At 76.0% G+C, this 15,249-nt stretch carries 13 protein-coding genes; 3 read left to right on the top strand and 10 right to left on the bottom strand.

Annotated features, from left to right (window positions below):
• Positions 1-7: 7 nt before the first annotated feature.
• Entirely contained in the window at positions 8-610 is a 603-nt protein-coding gene (locus OP18_RS52870; RefSeq protein WP_052387123.1) for a hypothetical protein, read from the bottom strand.
• 208 nt (positions 611-818) lie between these two features.
• The gene (locus tag OP18_RS55370) at positions 819-1,133 is read right to left on the bottom strand and encodes a lipase family protein (RefSeq protein ID WP_081970991.1); all 315 of its coding nucleotides are present in this window, start codon (positions 1,131-1,133) and stop codon (positions 819-821) included.
• Between OP18_RS55370 and OP18_RS22095 the strand changes: the two genes are divergently transcribed.
• The gene (locus OP18_RS22095) at positions 1,101-1,868 is read left to right on the top strand and encodes a DinB family protein (RefSeq protein ID WP_033360883.1); all 768 of its coding nucleotides are present in this window, start codon (positions 1,101-1,103) and stop codon (positions 1,866-1,868) included. The genes OP18_RS55370 and OP18_RS22095 overlap by 33 nt on opposite strands.
• A gap of 101 nt (positions 1,869-1,969) precedes the next feature.
• Here the strand turns inward: OP18_RS22095 and OP18_RS22090 are convergent, their stop codons facing one another.
• From OP18_RS22090 to OP18_RS22075, 4 genes are all read right to left on the bottom strand, one after another.
• Positions 1,970-2,767, bottom strand: coding sequence for a hypothetical protein (locus OP18_RS22090; protein WP_033360882.1), 798 nt, complete (start codon positions 2,765-2,767; stop codon positions 1,970-1,972).
• Positions 2,768-2,896: 129 nt separating this feature from the next.
• The gene (locus OP18_RS22085) at positions 2,897-4,336 is read right to left on the bottom strand and encodes an RICIN domain-containing protein (protein ID WP_052387121.1); all 1,440 of its coding nucleotides are present in this window, start codon (positions 4,334-4,336) and stop codon (positions 2,897-2,899) included.
• A 236-nt stretch (positions 4,337-4,572) separates the two neighbouring features.
• Positions 4,573-5,832 (bottom strand): MFS transporter, encoded by a 1,260-nt coding sequence (locus OP18_RS22080; protein WP_081970989.1) that lies wholly within the window; start codon positions 5,830-5,832, stop codon positions 4,573-4,575.
• 84 nt (positions 5,833-5,916) lie between these two features.
• Entirely contained in the window at positions 5,917-8,742 is a 2,826-nt protein-coding gene (locus OP18_RS22075; protein ID WP_052387119.1) for an AAA family ATPase, read from the bottom strand.
• 137 nt (positions 8,743-8,879) lie between these two features.
• Here OP18_RS22075 and OP18_RS22070 point away from each other — a divergent pair, with 137 nt between their 5' ends.
• Positions 8,880-9,500 carry an adenylate kinase gene (locus OP18_RS22070; protein WP_052387118.1) on the top strand — a complete coding sequence of 207 codons (621 nt, stop codon included), beginning with the start codon at positions 8,880-8,882 and terminating at the stop codon, positions 9,498-9,500.
• A 61-nt stretch (positions 9,501-9,561) separates the two neighbouring features.
• On the opposite strand, the gene OP18_RS22065 is transcribed toward OP18_RS22070, so the two are convergent.
• Positions 9,562-10,425, bottom strand: a complete 864-nt coding sequence (locus OP18_RS22065; RefSeq protein WP_033360881.1) for a hypothetical protein — start codon at positions 10,423-10,425, stop codon at positions 9,562-9,564.
• Positions 10,418-10,939, bottom strand: coding sequence for an RNA polymerase sigma factor (locus tag OP18_RS22060; RefSeq protein ID WP_033360880.1), 522 nt, complete (start codon positions 10,937-10,939; stop codon positions 10,418-10,420). The genes OP18_RS22065 and OP18_RS22060 overlap by 8 nt, the downstream gene beginning before the upstream one ends.
• 236 nt (positions 10,940-11,175) lie before the next feature.
• On the opposite strand from OP18_RS22060, the gene OP18_RS22055 reads away from it, so the two are divergent.
• Positions 11,176-11,568 carry a cellulose binding domain-containing protein gene (locus OP18_RS22055; protein WP_033360879.1) on the top strand — a complete coding sequence of 131 codons (393 nt, stop codon included), beginning with the start codon at positions 11,176-11,178 and terminating at the stop codon, positions 11,566-11,568.
• Positions 11,569-11,677: 109 nt separating this feature from the next.
• Here OP18_RS22055 and OP18_RS22050 read toward each other — a convergent pair whose 3' ends face one another.
• Together OP18_RS22050 and OP18_RS52860 are read right to left on the bottom strand one after the other, a co-directional pair.
• The gene (locus OP18_RS22050; RefSeq protein ID WP_052387117.1) at positions 11,678-13,891 is read right to left on the bottom strand and encodes an ATP-binding protein; all 2,214 of its coding nucleotides are present in this window, start codon (positions 13,889-13,891) and stop codon (positions 11,678-11,680) included.
• A 290-nt stretch (positions 13,892-14,181) separates the two neighbouring features.
• Positions 14,182-15,153, bottom strand: coding sequence for a cellulose binding domain-containing protein (locus tag OP18_RS52860; RefSeq protein WP_052387116.1), 972 nt, complete (start codon positions 15,151-15,153; stop codon positions 14,182-14,184).
• Between the last annotated feature and the right edge of the window lie 96 nt (positions 15,154-15,249).

Raw genomic sequence — 15,249 nt, 5'->3', positions numbered from 1 at the left:
GCGGGGCTCACAGGTTGACGGTGCTGCGGTGGCCGCTGGACGGCCAGGCCGGGATCGGCAGGACGGTGAGGGTGCCGGTGCCGCGCTCGCGGGCGGCGACGACGGTGCGGCCGCGGGCCGGGATGTACACGTCCATGCCGGTGATGAAGGTCTGGGCGTAGAACTCCGGCAGCGGCGCGGTCAGGTCGGTCACGCCGTCGCTGCCCCGGTCGAAGGCGAAGATGCCGATGACCCGTTTCACGCGCGGGCTGTTCGCCTCGTTGAGCACCTCCAGCCCGTTGATCCGCAGCCGGTCGCTGCCCGCCCACCACTCCTTGTCGCGGCTCACGACGATCGCCGCGTGCCGCTCGCCCGTCTCCACCAGGGCGCCGGGCCCCTCGCCGGGGGTGCTGGTGAGCAGCCGGATCAGCCGGTCCGTGCGCTGGAACGGGGTGAAGTGGCAGTGGTGCGTGGCGGCGCCCGCGCGCACCACCGCGAACTCGTAGCGGGTGCCGCCGTCGGCCACGACCGGGCCGAAGGCGCCGTCGCCGGCCAGGGCGGCGGTCGCGACCAGCCGCCGGCGCCCGCCGAGCGCGTCGAGCGCCCACACCTGCAGCGTGCCGGCCGGCACCCCGGCGTTGACCGGGGAACAGCACGGCGCGGCCGGACAGCGTGACGCGCCGCTGCGGCACGACCCGGGTCGTGCGCGGCTCCCGGCCGGTGAGGAAGCGGTGCACCTGCACGAAGCTCTCCACCGAGGTGACCGTCTGGGTGTGCGACTGGTCGGGCAGCGACACGTTGGTGGCGCCGGTGATCGTGCGGGGCGGGTCGCCCTCGCCTCAGATCGCGAGGGTCGGCACGCCGCCCGGCGGGGCGGTGGCGGTGCGCCCGTCGAGGTTGACGTAGTGCGCGACCAGGTCGACCCGGTCGGTGCCGGCGGCGCGCAGCAGGCGGTCGATGCGCGCGTCGAGCCCGGACCAGACCTGCTCGAGCGTGTGGAGGGCGAAGGTGGAGTCGTACTCGTGCGCCTCGACCAGCGCGGCGGGGTAGCCGTTGCTCGCGAAGCGTTTGGCCTGCGTCTGGTACTGCAGCGCGGACCCGGCCGGCGCTATGGTCCGGGTATGGGGACGGACACCGATCGACGCTTCGAGCACGCGGACATGTCCGGCGCGCGGTTCAGCATGGTGCGCCTGGCCGGCGCCAGGTTCCAGGACGTGGACCTCACCGGCGTGGTGATGCGCGGCGTCGAGCTGGTCGACGCCGAGATCAACGGCGAGATCGTCAACCTGACCATCAACGGCGTCGACGTCGGCCCCCTCGTCGAGGCCGAGCTCGACCGGCGGCACCCCGACCGGGTCAAGATGCGCCCGTCCGACGCGGCCGGCTTCCGCGAGGCGTGGGACACCGTCGAGCGGCTCTGGGACGGCACCGTCGAGCGGGCCCGCCGCCTCGACCCGCGCCTGCTGCACGAGTCCGTCGACGGCGAGTGGTCGTTCATCGAGACGCTGCGGCACCTCACCTTCGCCACCGAGGCCTGGATCCGCCGGGCGGTCCTCGGCGACCCGGCCCCGTGGCACCCGCTGTCGCTGCCGTGGGACGGGATGCCGGACACCCCCGGCGTGCCCCGCGACCGCGCGGCCCGCCCGTCGCTGGACGTCGTGCTGGAGCTGCGCCGCGACCGCATGGCCACGGTCCGCGCGCTCGTCGACGGACTCACCGACGCGGACCTCGACCAGCGGACCACGCCGGTGCACGGTCCGGGGTGGCCCCCGCCGCACGACTTCCCGCTGCGGGAGTGCCTGTCGGTCGTGCTCAACGAGGAGTGGCAGCATCGCCTGTACGCCGAGCGCGACCTCGCCGTGCTGGAGACCCGGTCAGCCGGACACTGAGAGCCGCGTGCCGTGGTGCCGCGGCGAGCGCCGAACACCTGCCGGAGCTGCTCGCCGCCCGCCGCTCCCACGCCGCCGCCACCGGCGCGTCGTGCCTGGTCCTAGGCATCCGCCGCCGGTGCGTCGCCGGCCGGTGCGTCGGTGGTGGCCTGCTGCGCTGCCGGAGCGGGCGGCACGGGGTGTGCCGGCGGCTCGGGGTGTGCGGGGGCGGCCGGCAGGTGCGCGGACGGGTCGGGGCAGATGTAGTAGGGCATCGGCCCGAGCGCCGGGTGCGGCGGCCAGGGCTGCGGCGCCTTCGGCACGAAGTAGCGGTGCGCGGGCGGCAGCGCCACCAACAGCACCACGGCGAGGGTGAGCACCAGCACGGTGAGCGCGACGAGCAGCGCGCCGCCGAAGAAGATCTCGGAGAACAGGTCCGGGTCGGCGTAGAGAGTGTCGAGGAAGTCCGAGTGCTCCTCCCACGAGACGCCGTCGTCCACGACCACGTCGTCGCCGCCGTCCGGGACGGCGAACGCCAGCGGCAGCAGCAGGAAGCCGCCGCAGAACTGGCAGAGGGTCAGCAGCAGCTGGCCGCCGCCGGCGACGAAGACGAAGACGCGCGCGACGTTGCTGCCGCGCAGGACCGGCCGCGCCGTCGCGCTGAGCCAGGCGGCGAGCACCAGCGCCGGGACGCCGACGAACAGCGTCGCCACGACGTTGCCGGTGCGTTCGTCGCGGACCTCGTCCGGGTCGGCGCTGCCCACCAGCGCGGCGACCCGCGAGATCTCCCGGTCGTAGTGCACCGCGTGGGCGATCGCGAGCCCGGTGAGTCCCAGCAGCAGCACGACGGCGGCCAGTTGCAGCCAGAAGGCGACGGTCACCTGCGCCGGGCGGGGCGGGCGCGCGACATCCACGGTCATGGCACGCACGCTACGGCCCTTCCCGGGCGATCACATCAGCCCTCCCGGTGCGGCCCGGCGAGCTTCGACGGGCCGCGGTGACCTGACCCCGCCGCCGCTACCGGTGGCAGGGTCAGGTCCGGTGGACGGTTACGCCGCCACGCGGCGGGTCCACTGCTGGTTGGTGCCGCCGCCGCAGGTCCACTGGATCACGGCGGTGCCGTCGGCGGTCGAGGCGCCGCTGACGTCCAGGCACTTGCCGCTGTGCCGGGCGACGAACCGGACGTAGCCGCCCCCGGCGTCCTGTACCTGCCACTGCTGGTTGGTGCCGCCACCGCACGTGTACTGCACGACGGTCGCGCCGTCGGCGGTCGAGCCGCTCGTGACGTCCAGGCACTTGCCGCTGTGCCGGGCCACCAGGCGCACGTATCCGGTGCCGAGGTCCTGCACCGTGAAGCGCTGGTTGGTCCCGCTGCCGCAGGTGTACTGCAGCGTGCGCGCGCTGTCGGCGGTGGAGCCGGAGGAGACGTCGAGGCACTTGCCGCTGTGCCGGGCGACGAGCTGCTCCGCCGGGCCGGCGGTGCCCTGCACCACTCCGGTCGCCGTGTCGATGCTGACCTGCGGCGCCCAGCCCAGGCTCAGGCTGGTGGCCGTCGGGAACTGCAGCGGCAGCCAGATGTACTGCGAGTCGTTGACCCGCCCGCCCCACGCCCCGGCCCAGCGGTCACCGAGGTACAGGTACGAGGTGGTGGTGCTGCCCTGCACCGGCAGCACGTACGCCGTCTGCGAGCCGTAGGCGGTGTTGTCGCCGGTGTTCTGCAGCCCGCTCCAGGTGCCGGTGACGGACGTGGCAGTCGCGTACTTCTGCTGGTTCGGGGCCCAGCCGGTCGCGCCGGACGTGAGCAGGAAGTACACGCCGTTGCGCTTGAACATGGCCGGTGCCTCGCGGTAGGAGCCCGGCCACAGCCGCTGCACCTGAGCGCTGACGCCCAGGTAGTCGGCGGTCAGCCGGTACACGTGCAGGTCGGCGTTCTCGTTCGCCGCCGAGATCATGTACGCGGTGCCGTCGTCGTCGCGGAACAGCGTGATGTCGCGCGACATGTACCCCAGCGGCCGGAAGCTGCCCCGGTACGTGTACGCACCGTCCACGGTGGACGATGTGGCGACGGCGGCGCGGGCCTCGGCGTAGTTCGTGGCGCCCTCCTTGTGCATCCACATCACGAACTGCCCGGTCGAGCTGTTGTAGACGACCTTCGGCCGTTCGATGTTCGCCGACGCCAGCTCGGCGTGCGACGCCTGGGTGAGCACGTTGTTGCGGAACTCCCAGGTGCGCAGGTCCGTGGACCGGTACACCGAGACGTTGCGGAAGGTGTTGTCGGTGTTGCGGTTCTCGCCGAACCAGTAGTAGTACTGGCCGACCTTGAGCACGCCGCCGCCGTGCGCGTGCACGACGTTGCCGGCGGTGTCGCGGAACTGGCCGCCGCTGGCCACGGTCACGGTGGCGGCGTGCGCCGGCACCGCCACCAGGCAGGCGAGCAGCAGGGCGGCGGCCGGGACCAGCCGGCGCAGCCAGGGTCGGGGTGCGGACATCGGCACTCCTCGTGGGGTGTGGAAGGGGGTTGGCGGTCCCCTCCGGGCATATGGGCGGGTCGGGCCGGGGGCCCGACGGTGGTGCCGGACGGCGGGCGGGGCGCGGCCGGGCACCGTCGCCAGGCCGAGGGTGATCGCCACCGTCTATGTGAGCGCTCACACGGCACGATAGCTCAGCCGGCGCCGCGGCGCAGCCACCGGCGGGATCGGGCCGCCCGGCACCGCGGGCGCGGCGGTCAGTGGCCCGCGGCGGCGAGCGGTGCCGGCGCGGCCAGGTGCTGGACCGTGCGCCACCAGATGACGAGCTGGGTCAGGGCGAGCACGACGACGAACGGCGGCAGGATCCAGATCCCGGCACGGTCGGCGATCGCGCCGGCCAGGAACGGAAACAGCGCACCGCCGAGGACGGAACCGCCGTTGAGCAGCCCGATCGTCGTGGGGGCCAGTCGCTGCCCGGCGAACGACGGGGCGACCGCCATCGTGGTCGGGAAGATCGGGCCGAGGAAGAAGCCGAGCAGCGCGAACGCGACCACCGCCACGGCCGTCACCGGGGCCGCCCACAGCAGCGCGGTGGCGGAGGTGACGCCGAACAGGCACGCGAAGGTCAGCCGGGTCGCGGTCCACCGCAGGCGGGCGGCGAGCGGGCTGAGCACGAACCGGCCGAGGGTCAGGCCGAGCCAGTAGCCGCTGACCGTGTACCCGGCGAGCAGGTCGCCGTGCCCCCGCTCGCCGACGAGGAAGCTGAAGCCCCAGTTGCCGACGCTGATCTCCAGGCCGACGTACACGGCGAGGAAGACGGCGCCGAGCAGGACCGCGGGCCGCCGGACCGCCGACCGCAGCAGCCCGCCGTCCGCAGCCGGGTCCGCCACCGTGTCCACTGCCGGGCCGGCTGCCGGGCCGGCTGCCGGGGCCGCGACCGGGACCGCTGACGGGTCCGGGGTCGCGGCGCGCGACGTCAGGTAGAAGCCGGCGACGAGCGGCACGCACGCCAGCGCCAGCACCAGGCACACCGACGTCCACGCGGTGAAGCCCAGCATCCAGGTCGCCAAGGGCGGGCCGGCCAGCGCGCCGACGCCGAAGAACGCGTGCAGCCAGTTCAGCAGCGTCGTCGAGCCGGGCAGCGCCGCGAGGTGGGCGTTGAGCACCGACTCCAGCACGCCGGTGCCGTAACCGGCGACGATCTGCACGGCGACGAGGGCGGCGAACGACGGGCGGGTCGCGGTGTACAGGCCGCCGGCGACGAACGCGAGCCCACCCGCGCCCAGCGCGGCCCCGGTGCCGAGCCGGTGGATGAGGGCCCCGGCGGTGGAACCGGCCAGCAGGAACCCGGCGGAGAAGGCGAAGAACGTGACGCCGATCGTGGCCTTGTCCAGCCCGTAGTCGCCGATCTGCGCGGGCAGGAGCACCCCGCCGACCCCGGCGCTGAGTCCGACCAGGACGAAGGTGGCGTACGCGAACACGATCGGTGCCGCGGGACGTGGAACGGACGCTGACACCGGACCTCCAGCAGCACGGGGCGATGCTCGTCCACATCATGCCCGACCGCGGGCATCCGTTGGTGTGATTGGTTTTTCGAAATGTCAGCCGCCGCCGGGCGGGTGTGCCTCGAGGGCGCCGGCGAGGGCGGCGCGGGAGGTGACGCCGAGCTTCGGGAAGGCGCGGTGCAGGTGGGCGCCGACGGTGCGGTGCGACAGGAACAGCCGCTCGCCGATCTGCTTGTTGGTGAGGCCGGTCGCCGCGAGCGTGGCGATCTGCCGCTCCTGCGGCGTCAGCGCCGCCGACGCGCCGGCCCGCGACGTCGCCACGCCGGCGGCGCGCAGCTCGTTGCGGGCCCGGTCCGCCCACGGGCGGGCGCCGAGCCGGTCCAGGCACTCCAGGGCCTGCCGCAGCTGCAGCCGGGCGGCGGTGGTGTCGCGGGTACGGCGCAGCCACTCGCCGTACGCGAGCCGGATCCGCGACCGCTCGAACGGCCACTGCTTCGCCTCCGGCGTGGCCAGCGCCTCGGTGTACAGCCGGTCGGCCTCCTCGTCGGGCGCGGCGAGCGCGGCCGCCCCGGCGACCTGCAGCGCGATGCGGCTGGACACCTCGGCGACCCGGGCGCGGCGGGCCGCCTCGACGTGGGCCCGTGCCTCGTCGAGGTGTCCGAGGTGGACGGCGGCGTCGACGAGGTCGAGCACCATCCACCGGTCGGGGACGCCGACGCCCGGCCGGCCGGGCGGGGTGATCCGGCTCGCCTGCAGGTAGGCGTCCTCGTAGTCGCGGCGGCCGAGGGCGGCGATCGCGCGGGCCTGCGTCGCCAGCGCCTGGGTCAGCCCGACCCCGCGCTGGGTCGTCCAGCGGGCCACGTCGTCGGTGAGCGCCCGGGTGCGGCCGAGGTCGCCGCGCAGCGCCCCGATCAGCGCCAGCCGGCACCCGATCTGTCCTTCGAGGAGGTGGTAGCCGTCGGTCCGGGCGGCGTCCAGCGCCTCCTTCGCCAGCTGCTCCGCCTCCGCCCAGTCCCCGTGCGCGACCGAGTCGACGCTGAGCATCAGCAGCCCGGCGATGACGACGGTGACGATCCCGCCGTCGCGTTCGCGGTCGATGATGCGGCGGCACACGTGCCGGTACTCGCCGAGGGCGTCGAGCTGGACGGCCGCGTACGCGAGAGGGATGAACTGCCACGGCGCCGGATCCGCGGACAGCGCCTCGAAGGCGGCGTCGAGCCGCTGGACCGGGCGGGTTGGGCCGGCCGGATCGGCGAACGCGTCGTAGCACAGCCGCAGCGCGGACACGGCCGCCGGGTCGAACCGCTCCAGCGCGACCCGCAGCAGGTTCCACGGCTGTGCGCGTCCACTGTAGACGGACACGAACAGCAGCGCGTACAGCACGCCGTAGGCGTCCCATCCCTCGGCGCCGTCGGACTCGGCGCCGAGGGAGTCCAGGGCCTTGGCGAGCAGGGCTTGGGCCGTGTTGAGGTCGCACTCGCCGTTGGTCAGCAGGTGCGCGGTGGCGGCGAACACGAGCCCGGTCGCCGTGTCGGTGCTCTGCCCGGCGTCGTGCAGCAGGTGCGGCACCCGGTCGAGCTGGCCGGTCACGTTGGCGAGGAAGGCCGCCTCGACGAGCCGCCGCGAGCGCTGGTGCGGCCGCTCGCTGAGCTCGCTGGCGCGTACGAGCGCGCTGACCGCCCCGGCGGCGCCGCCGTGCGGCCGGCCACCGCGGCCGCCCCAGGCCGTCTGGGCCACCTCGTCGAGCGCGCGGGCGACCGCCTCGTCCGGGCTGGTCGCGGCGGCGGCGAGGTGCCGGGCGCGGCGCTCCGGCGCGGTGCCGCGGTACCCCGAGGGGGAGGCGGCGAGCGCCTCGGCGAGGGCGCGGTGCGCGCGGCGCCGCTCGTCGGCGGAGGTCAGCTGGACGATCGCGGCGCGGATCAGCGGATGGCGGAACACCAGCCGGTCGCCGGCCTCGTCGACGGTGACCAGACCGGCCTGCCGGGCCGGGGCCAGGTCCCGCACGTCGGCGTGCGGCCCGGCGGCGGCCCGCAGGACGGACAGGTCGGCCTCCTGGTCCAGCGCCGCCGGCAGCAGCAGGGCGCGGGCCGGCTCGGGCAGCGCCGCCAGGCCTTTGGCGAACGTCGCATCGAGGCGGTTGTTCAACGGCAGGAACTGCGGCAGGGCCACCTGCCCGGAGCGTTGCGCGTCGGTGAGCGAGCCGGGCAGCTCCAGCAGGGCCAGGGGGTTGCCGGCGGCGTCGGCCAGCAGCCGTCGCCGCACCACGCCCGGCAGGCCGGGGTGGCGGGAGTCCAGCAGCGCGACCGCCGCCGCCGCGGGCAGCGGGCCGACGATGTGCTCCGGCAGCCGCATCTCGTCGAAGAGGCACGCCGTGCCGGTGCGAGCCGCGGCCAGGAACCGCGCGGAGGTGCCGCCGACGCGCCGGGCCAGGAACCCGAGGACCGTCGCGCTGGCCGGGTCGATCCACTGCACGTCGTCGGCCAGCAGCAGCAGCGGCCGGCCGGCGGCGATCTCCTGCACGAGGGCCAGCACGGCGGTGGCGAGCACGAGCTGGTCCGCGTCGCGGGCGCCGCCCCGGCCGAACACGTGCGCCAGGGCGTCGCGCTGGTCGTCGGGGAGCCGCCCGGCGACGTCACGGTCGGCATACAGCATCTGGTGCAGTGCCGAGAAGCGGATGTCGGCCTCGAACGGCGCGCCGCCCGCCCGCAGCACCCGCGCGCCGGCCGCCACGGCGCGGGCCCCGGCGGCGTCCAGCAGGGCCGTCTTGCCGGCGCCCGGGTCGCCGCGCAGCAGCAGGCACGGCCCCGGCGGGTCGGTGCCGGCGAGCACCGCGTCGATCGTGCGCAGCTCACCCGCCCGGCCGAGCAGCTCGGCGGTGGGGCGTGCGCCGGAGTGCCGGCGGGAATGTGCTGGAACCGTCACCGTGACCTGCCCCCGCGACGAGGGTGCGGACCTGTGCGCGTCCCACGGTAGCCCGCGATTGAGTCATCTGACCCATGCGGCGGCACGGCGCCCGCCAGCAACATTCATTGGTGACCACGTCGAGACAAGGAGTAACCATGCGGGTACTGATGATCGCACCACCCGGAGCCGGCAAGGGGACGCAGGGCGGGCGGATCGCCGCCCACTTCGGTGTGCCGCACCTCGCGACCGGCGACCTGCTGCGCCGCCACGTCGCGCTCGGCACCCCCCTCGGCCGCCGGGTGCAGCGGCATCTGGACCGGGGCAGCCTGGTGCCGGACCTGCTCATGCAGGACCTGGTCCGGGGCTCCCTGGCCGACGCGACCGCCGCCGGTGTCGGCTACGTGCTCGACGGCTACCCGCGCACCGCCACCCAGGCGTGGGCCGCCTATCAGATCGCCGCGTCGATCGGCGCGACGGCGCACGTGGCGCTGCACCTGCGCACCGACGACGACGAGGTGGTCCGGCGGCTGCTGGCGCGAGCCGGGACAGAGCACCGCTCCGACGACACCGAACCCGTCATCCGGCGGCGGCTGGCCCTGTACCACCGGGTCACCGAGCCGATCCTGGACTGGTACCACCGCCGCGGCATCCTGCTGTCCGTGGACGGCATGCCGGGCGCCGACCACGTGACCTCGACCGTCGTGGCCGCGCTGGAGGCGATGCGGGCCCGGCGCCACGTGGAGCCGCCCGGTCCGGTCCCCGCGCTGGCCGCCTGACCGGGCCACGCGGCGCGTCCCGCGCCGGAGGACGGGATCCCGCCCCCCGGCGCGGCGGTGTTCAGCCGGCCTTGACGCTCGGCGCGACGACCTGGCCCGACGGGCTCGGCCGCGGCTTGTCCGGCGCCTTGCCGTCCGGCGACACCCACAGCACCACCACGGTGTTGGAGACGGGGGCGGTGTCGTAGACGATCCAGTCGCCCGGCACCTGCGCCTCCGTGGCGGCCAGGGAGTCCCAGCCGACCCGGTACTCCGCGGTCCTGCCCTGCGCCACGAGCAGCCGGCGTGCCTCGGACACCCGCTTGCCGACCAGCGCGTCAGCGTCGGCGTTCTGCTGGTCGGAGCCGCCCTCGACGAACTCGCCGGGCAGCGGGGTACGCCCGAACGCGACGACCGCGTAGGACGTGAAGTTCAGCGGCACCTTGAACCCGACCTGGCAGGCGCCGTTGGCGGTGCACCGGCCCGGATCCTCGATCGCCTCCAGGGTCGGCCCGCCGCCGGTGTCGCCGACCTCCTCGTGCACCACCTTGCCGACGTCCTGGGGGTTGGCCGGCACCAGCTCGATCTTGATGTTGAGCCCGTGCCGGGCCAGTTCGTCGCGGTACCGCTGGGGATCGGCCGCCGGGTCCTTGATCGTGACGATCAGGTAGCCGGCGTCCTCGGTGAAGGCGAGCGCCGCGCCGGCCGGCGCCGGCCCGACCGGCGTCGAGGTGGGCAGCAGCGCGCTGACCGCGACCGCGGCCGCGGCCAGCCCGGCGACGGCCGGCACGGCGACCAGCAGCCGGCGCCGCCACGGCGACGGCCGTTCGGTGCGCAGGATGTCGCGCAGCAGCTCGTCACCGGCCGCCTGCGCCGCGGACGGGACGTGCACGGTGGGGGACAGCAGCCGGACCAGGTGGTCCTGCTCCTCGTCGACGTCAGTCACGGTGGCTCCTCGAACGGCTGGTCAGGGACGGCGAGCGCAGTGCCTCGGCGAACCGGCGGCGGGCGCGGTGCAGGCGGATCCGGGCGGCGTTGACCGAGCAGCCCAACGTGACCGCGAGGTCCTCGGCGGTCAGGCCCTCCCAGGCCACCAGCCGCAGCACCTCCTGGTCGCCCTCGGGCAGGCCACGGAACGCGTGGGCGATCTCCGGCGGCACCGCCGGCTCGATCGCGGTGGCGTCCGCCAGCTCCCGGCGCAGCCGCGCACCGAGGTCGGCGCGGCGCCGGTCGGCCCGCTGATGGTTGGCCAGGACGTTGCGGGCGACCCCGAACAGCCACGGCCGGGCCTGCTCGTCGGGGATCTCGTCGATGCGCCGCCAGGCGACCAGGAACGTGTCGGCGACCACGTCGGCGGCCGCCTCGGGCCGCTCGACCCGGCGCAGGGCGTAACCGAGCAGATCCTGGTAGCAGGCGCGGTACAGGGCTTCGAAGCGGGCGGCGCTCGGGGCTCGTGCCAAGGGTGGCTCCCATCCTGCGGAGGCGGTGTGTCGCCCATACATGTCCGCCGGGGGCCGTGCATTTCACCGCTCGCGGGCCAGCCTACGGACCGGCCGCCGGGATCGTTGACCGGTGGCGGCGGCGCTCGGTAGATTCTGGCCGCGAGCCGTGGTGGGAGCCGAGCGGCCGGTGCGGCACACGAGCCGCGACACCGGCGCGTGCCGTGCCCGATCCGCACCCCCGCCGTGGAGGCGCCATGTCCCGCCGTTTCCGACTGCTCCTCGCCGCCGTCGCCGCCGTGCCGCCGCTCGCCTGGGCCGGGCCCGCGGCGGCCGACACCGTGCCCGCCTTCAGCTGTGACTACCGGTTCTCCGCCTGGACGGGCGGGTTCGTCGCGGACCTCACCGTCGTCAACCACGGGCCCGCGGTCAACGGGTGGGCGGCCAGGTGGACGTTCCGCAGCGCGACCGGCAACCTCACCGCCTGGCAGGCGAGGATGGCGCAGCCGGACCCGTTCACCGTGACCGCGACGAACGAGTCGTACAACGCGCTCATCGACGCGGGCCGGTCGGTGCGGTTCGGCTGGACGGCCTCGGCGGCGAGCACGGAGGTGCCGTCGGACATCACCGTCAACGGCGTGCCCTGCTGACCGGTGACCGGCGTGCCGCGCCGGGCCGGCGGTGCCGTCGGGCGTGCCCCGGCGGGTTCGTCGCCGGCGTGCCGGGACGGCCTCGTCGCGGGTACGCCGGGGCGGCCCGTCACCGGCCGGCCGGGCCGGCCCGGCGGGTGCGGGCCTCGCCGTCCAGGGCGCCGGCGAGCCCGTGCCGGTCGCCGGTGCGTTCGGCGAGGGCGCGGGCGGCGGCGAAGCGGCGCGCCGCCGCGTCCGGGCGGCCGGCGGCCAGCAGCACGTCGCCGAGGGTGTTGAGCGCCTCCACCTCCAGGCCGCACTCGCCGGTCGCGCGGCCGATGGCGAGGGCGCGCCGCAGGTGGCCGAGCGCCTTCGCGGGCCGGCCGGCGCGGTGGTACGCGGCCCCGATCGTCGCGTGCGCGGTGCCCTCGCCGCCCCGGTCGCCGGCCTCGACGCAGCGCGCCAAGGCCTCCCGCAGGTGCCCGAGGGCCTGGACCGGCCGGCCGGTCGCGCTCTCCACCGCGCCGAGGTTGCCCAGCGCGTAGCCCTCCAGGCGGCGGTCGCCGAGCTCGGCGAAGAGGCCGGCCGCCTGCCGCAGGTGCCGTTCCGCCGTCGCGTGGCGGTGCATGCGCTGGTACGTGAACCCGAGGTTGAGCAGCTGCGCGGCCTCGCCGTGCCGGTCGCCGGCGGCCCGGTACATGGCGAGCGCGTCGCGGAGCCGGGCCGCGGCCTCGTCGTGGTCGCCGAGCCGCTCGTGCACCAGCGCCAGCCGGGCCGTCGCGCGGGCCTCGCCGGTCGTGTCGCCGGCCGCGCGGTGCCCGCGCAGCGACCGTCCGAAGTGGACCCTGGCCCGGTCGTGGTCGCCGAGCAGCCAGTGGACCGCGCCGAGGCTGGTGTGCGCGCCGGCGTCGTCGTGCGCGGCGGCGGCCGTGTGCAGGGCGAGCGCGTCGCGGTAGTGGCCGCCGACCTCCAGGTACCGCCACAGCACCCGGGACAGCTCGACGGCGGCACGGGACCGGGCCAGGGCGACGAGGGCGGCGCGGTGCCGGTCCAGCCACCGCTGCGCCGCGCCCGGGCCGTCCACAGTGGAGCGCGCGGGGCGGTGGTGGTCGTGCGGGAACAGGGCGGCGGCCGCCGCCGTGGCGGTGTCCAGCAGGTGCGCGGCGAGGCGGTCCAGGGCGGCCCGGGCCGCACCGTCGGGCAGCCCGGCGGCGAGCTCGGCGCTGTACGCCCGCAGCAGGTCGTGCATCCCGTACCCGCCGTCGCCGGCCGGCTCGACGAGGTGCGCGCGGGCCAGCTCGTCCAGCGCCGCCCGGCCGGCGGGCACCGGCACCCCGGCGAGCGCGGCCGTCACCGGCGCGTCGACGACCCGGCCGGGATGCAGCCCGAGCAGCTGGAACGCCGCGGCGGCGGGCGGGCCGAGCCGCCGCAGCGACCACGAGAAGACCGACCGCAGCGCGGTGCGCGGGTCGCCGCCCGCGTCGAAGGCGTCCAGCCCGCCGGTCGTGTCCTGCGGGTCCCTGGTGGCCGCGACCCGCAGCGCCAGCGGCAGCCCCGCGCACCGCCGGGCGAGCAGCTCGACGGTGCCGGTGTCCGCGGCCGGGCCGAGCAGCCGCCGCAGCAACGCCCGGGAGGCGGCCGGGTCCAGCCGGTCCAGGTGGACCGGGTGCGCACCGTCCCGGGCGACCAGGCCGCCGAGCGCGTCGCGGCTGGTCACCACCACCACGCAGCCGCCGGTGCCGGGCAGCAGCGGCCGCACCTGGTCGGCGGTGGAGGCGTTGTCGAGCAGGACCAGCAGTCGCCGGCCGGCGACCTCCGTGCGGTAGCGGGCGGCCCGTTCGGCGGTGGTGGCGGGGATGCCGGAGGCGGGCACGCCGAGGCCGCGCAGGAACCCGGCGAGGGCGTCACCGGGGTCGACGGGCTGCTGCGGGTCGTACCCGCGCAGGTCGACGTGGAGCTGGCCGTCGGGGAACCGGCCGGCGACCCGGTGCGCCCAGTGCACCGCGAGCGCGGTCTTGCCGACGCCGGCGGTCCCGGCGATCAGCGCGACCCGCGGCGCCCCGGCCCCCGGCGGCCCGCCGGCGGACGGGGCGTCGAGGAGGGCGTCGAGGCCGGCGAGCGGCGCCGCCCGCCCGGTGAACGCGGGCACGTCGGGCGGCAGTTGCCGGGGCACGGCGACCTCGGGCACCGAAGGCGGCACGACGACCTCAGGCACCGGCGGCGCGGCCGCGGGCCGGCGGTGCTCCTCGACCCGGTCGCGCGCGGTCGCCAGGGCACCCTGCTCCGCCGGGGACGCGCCGAGCAGCCGCACGAGGACGTCGAACCGGTCGGTCGGCGGCAGCACCCGCCCGCCCAGGTACCCGCCGATGATCCCGTGCGACCAGCCGGTGGCGGCGGCCAGCTCCCGGTAGGTCAGCTCGGCACCGCCGCGGCGGCGGGCGTCGCGGCGGCGCAGCTCCCGCAGCAGCCGCGCCAGGTCCGTGGTGTCGCGGACACCGGCGACCGCGCCCGGCGCCAGGAGGGCGTCGGGCGGGCCGGTGCGGGCGCGGGTGTCGATGGGGGCAGGGTAGGCCGGACCCGGCCGCGGTGCGCGGGGCCGCCGCGGCGGCGAACCCCGCGCACCAGGTCACGGCGTCACACCATGGTGCAGGGCGAGCCGTTGAGCGTGAAACTCTCCGGCAGCGTGTACGGGCTGGCCGTGCCGAGGAAGCCCGGGCTCGCGCTGTAGCCGGGGGCGATCGTGCCGCCCCACGCCGGCGGGCTGATCGTGCCGGCGCTGCCGGAGCGGGTCACGACGCCGCCGAACGTGTTGGTGATGACCGCGGTCGCCGGCAGGGTGAAGCCGACGGACCAGCCGCTGACCGGTGCCGTCGTCGTGTTGGTGATCGTGACGGAGACCTGGAAGCCGGGGTTGAACTGGACGATCTGGACGCGGCAGGTGGGCGTGGCGGTGGTGGCGAGGGTGGTGAACGTGACCGGCGCGGACCGGGCGGAGGTGTTGCCGCGCGCGTCGAAGGCGAGGACCCCGTAGGTGTACGAGGTGCCGGCCGCCAGCCCGGTGAGCCGCTGGAACCGGCTGAACGCGTCGACGGTGCGCACCGTGGTCCAGGCGCCACCGACCAGCTGCTGCAGGTGGTACCCGGTGACCTGGACGTTGTCGGTGGACTCGCCCCAGACCAGCGACGCCGCCGTGGTCGTGACGCTGCTGGACAGCGGGGTGCCGGGCGCCGACGGTGCCACGGTGTCGGGGCCGGGCAGCGTCGTGAACGTGACCGGCGCCGACGGCGGGCTCGCCGCGTACCCGGACGTCGGCGTCGGCAGCGAGTACACCCGGAACGTGTACACCGTGCCGGGCTGCAGGCCGGTGAGGGCGAGGGTGCCGTAGGCGCCGCGGGCGTACTCGGTCCAGGTGCCGCCGACGTTGCGTTGCACGACGTCCTGGTCGGTCAGCGGGTCGTGCGACCACCACAGGTCGGCGCCGGTGTCGGAGACGTGCACGGCCTGCACGCCGGTCGGCGCCGTCAGGGTGGTGCTCGCGTGCGCCGGCGCCGGGGCGAGCGCCAGCACCGCGGCGCTCAGCAGCGCGATGGAGCGGATCAGTCTCATGGAGGGCCTTTCGATGCGGGGTCACGCCGCCCTCATGGTCGGTGTGACCCCGCCCCGCCGGCCCGCGATCCTGGACGGCGGTGGACACCGTTGGAC

Origin of the sequence: Dactylosporangium aurantiacum (assembly GCF_000716715.1) — a bacterium.
GTDB classification, from domain to species: Bacteria; Actinomycetota; Actinomycetes; order Mycobacteriales; family Micromonosporaceae; genus Dactylosporangium; species Dactylosporangium aurantiacum.
This window is presented reverse-complemented; position numbering and strand designations above follow the sequence as displayed.

Excerpts from the sequence above, each read along its gene's own strand:
- OP18_RS22095 (WP_033360883.1), top strand. The coding sequence starts at position 1,101 with ATGGGGACGGACACCGATCGACGCTTCGAGCACGCGGACATGTCCGGC.
- OP18_RS22090 (WP_033360882.1), bottom strand. The coding sequence starts at position 2,767 with ATGACCGTGGATGTCGCGCGCCCGCCCCGCCCGGCGCAGGTGACCGTC.
- OP18_RS22085 (WP_052387121.1), bottom strand. The coding sequence starts at position 4,336 with ATGTCCGCACCCCGACCCTGGCTGCGCCGGCTGGTCCCGGCCGCCGCC.
- OP18_RS22070 (WP_052387118.1), top strand. The coding sequence starts at position 8,880 with ATGCGGGTACTGATGATCGCACCACCCGGAGCCGGCAAGGGGACGCAG.
- OP18_RS22055 (WP_033360879.1), top strand. The coding sequence starts at position 11,176 with ATGTCCCGCCGTTTCCGACTGCTCCTCGCCGCCGTCGCCGCCGTGCCG.
- OP18_RS52860 (WP_052387116.1), bottom strand. The coding sequence starts at position 15,153 with ATGAGACTGATCCGCTCCATCGCGCTGCTGAGCGCCGCGGTGCTGGCG.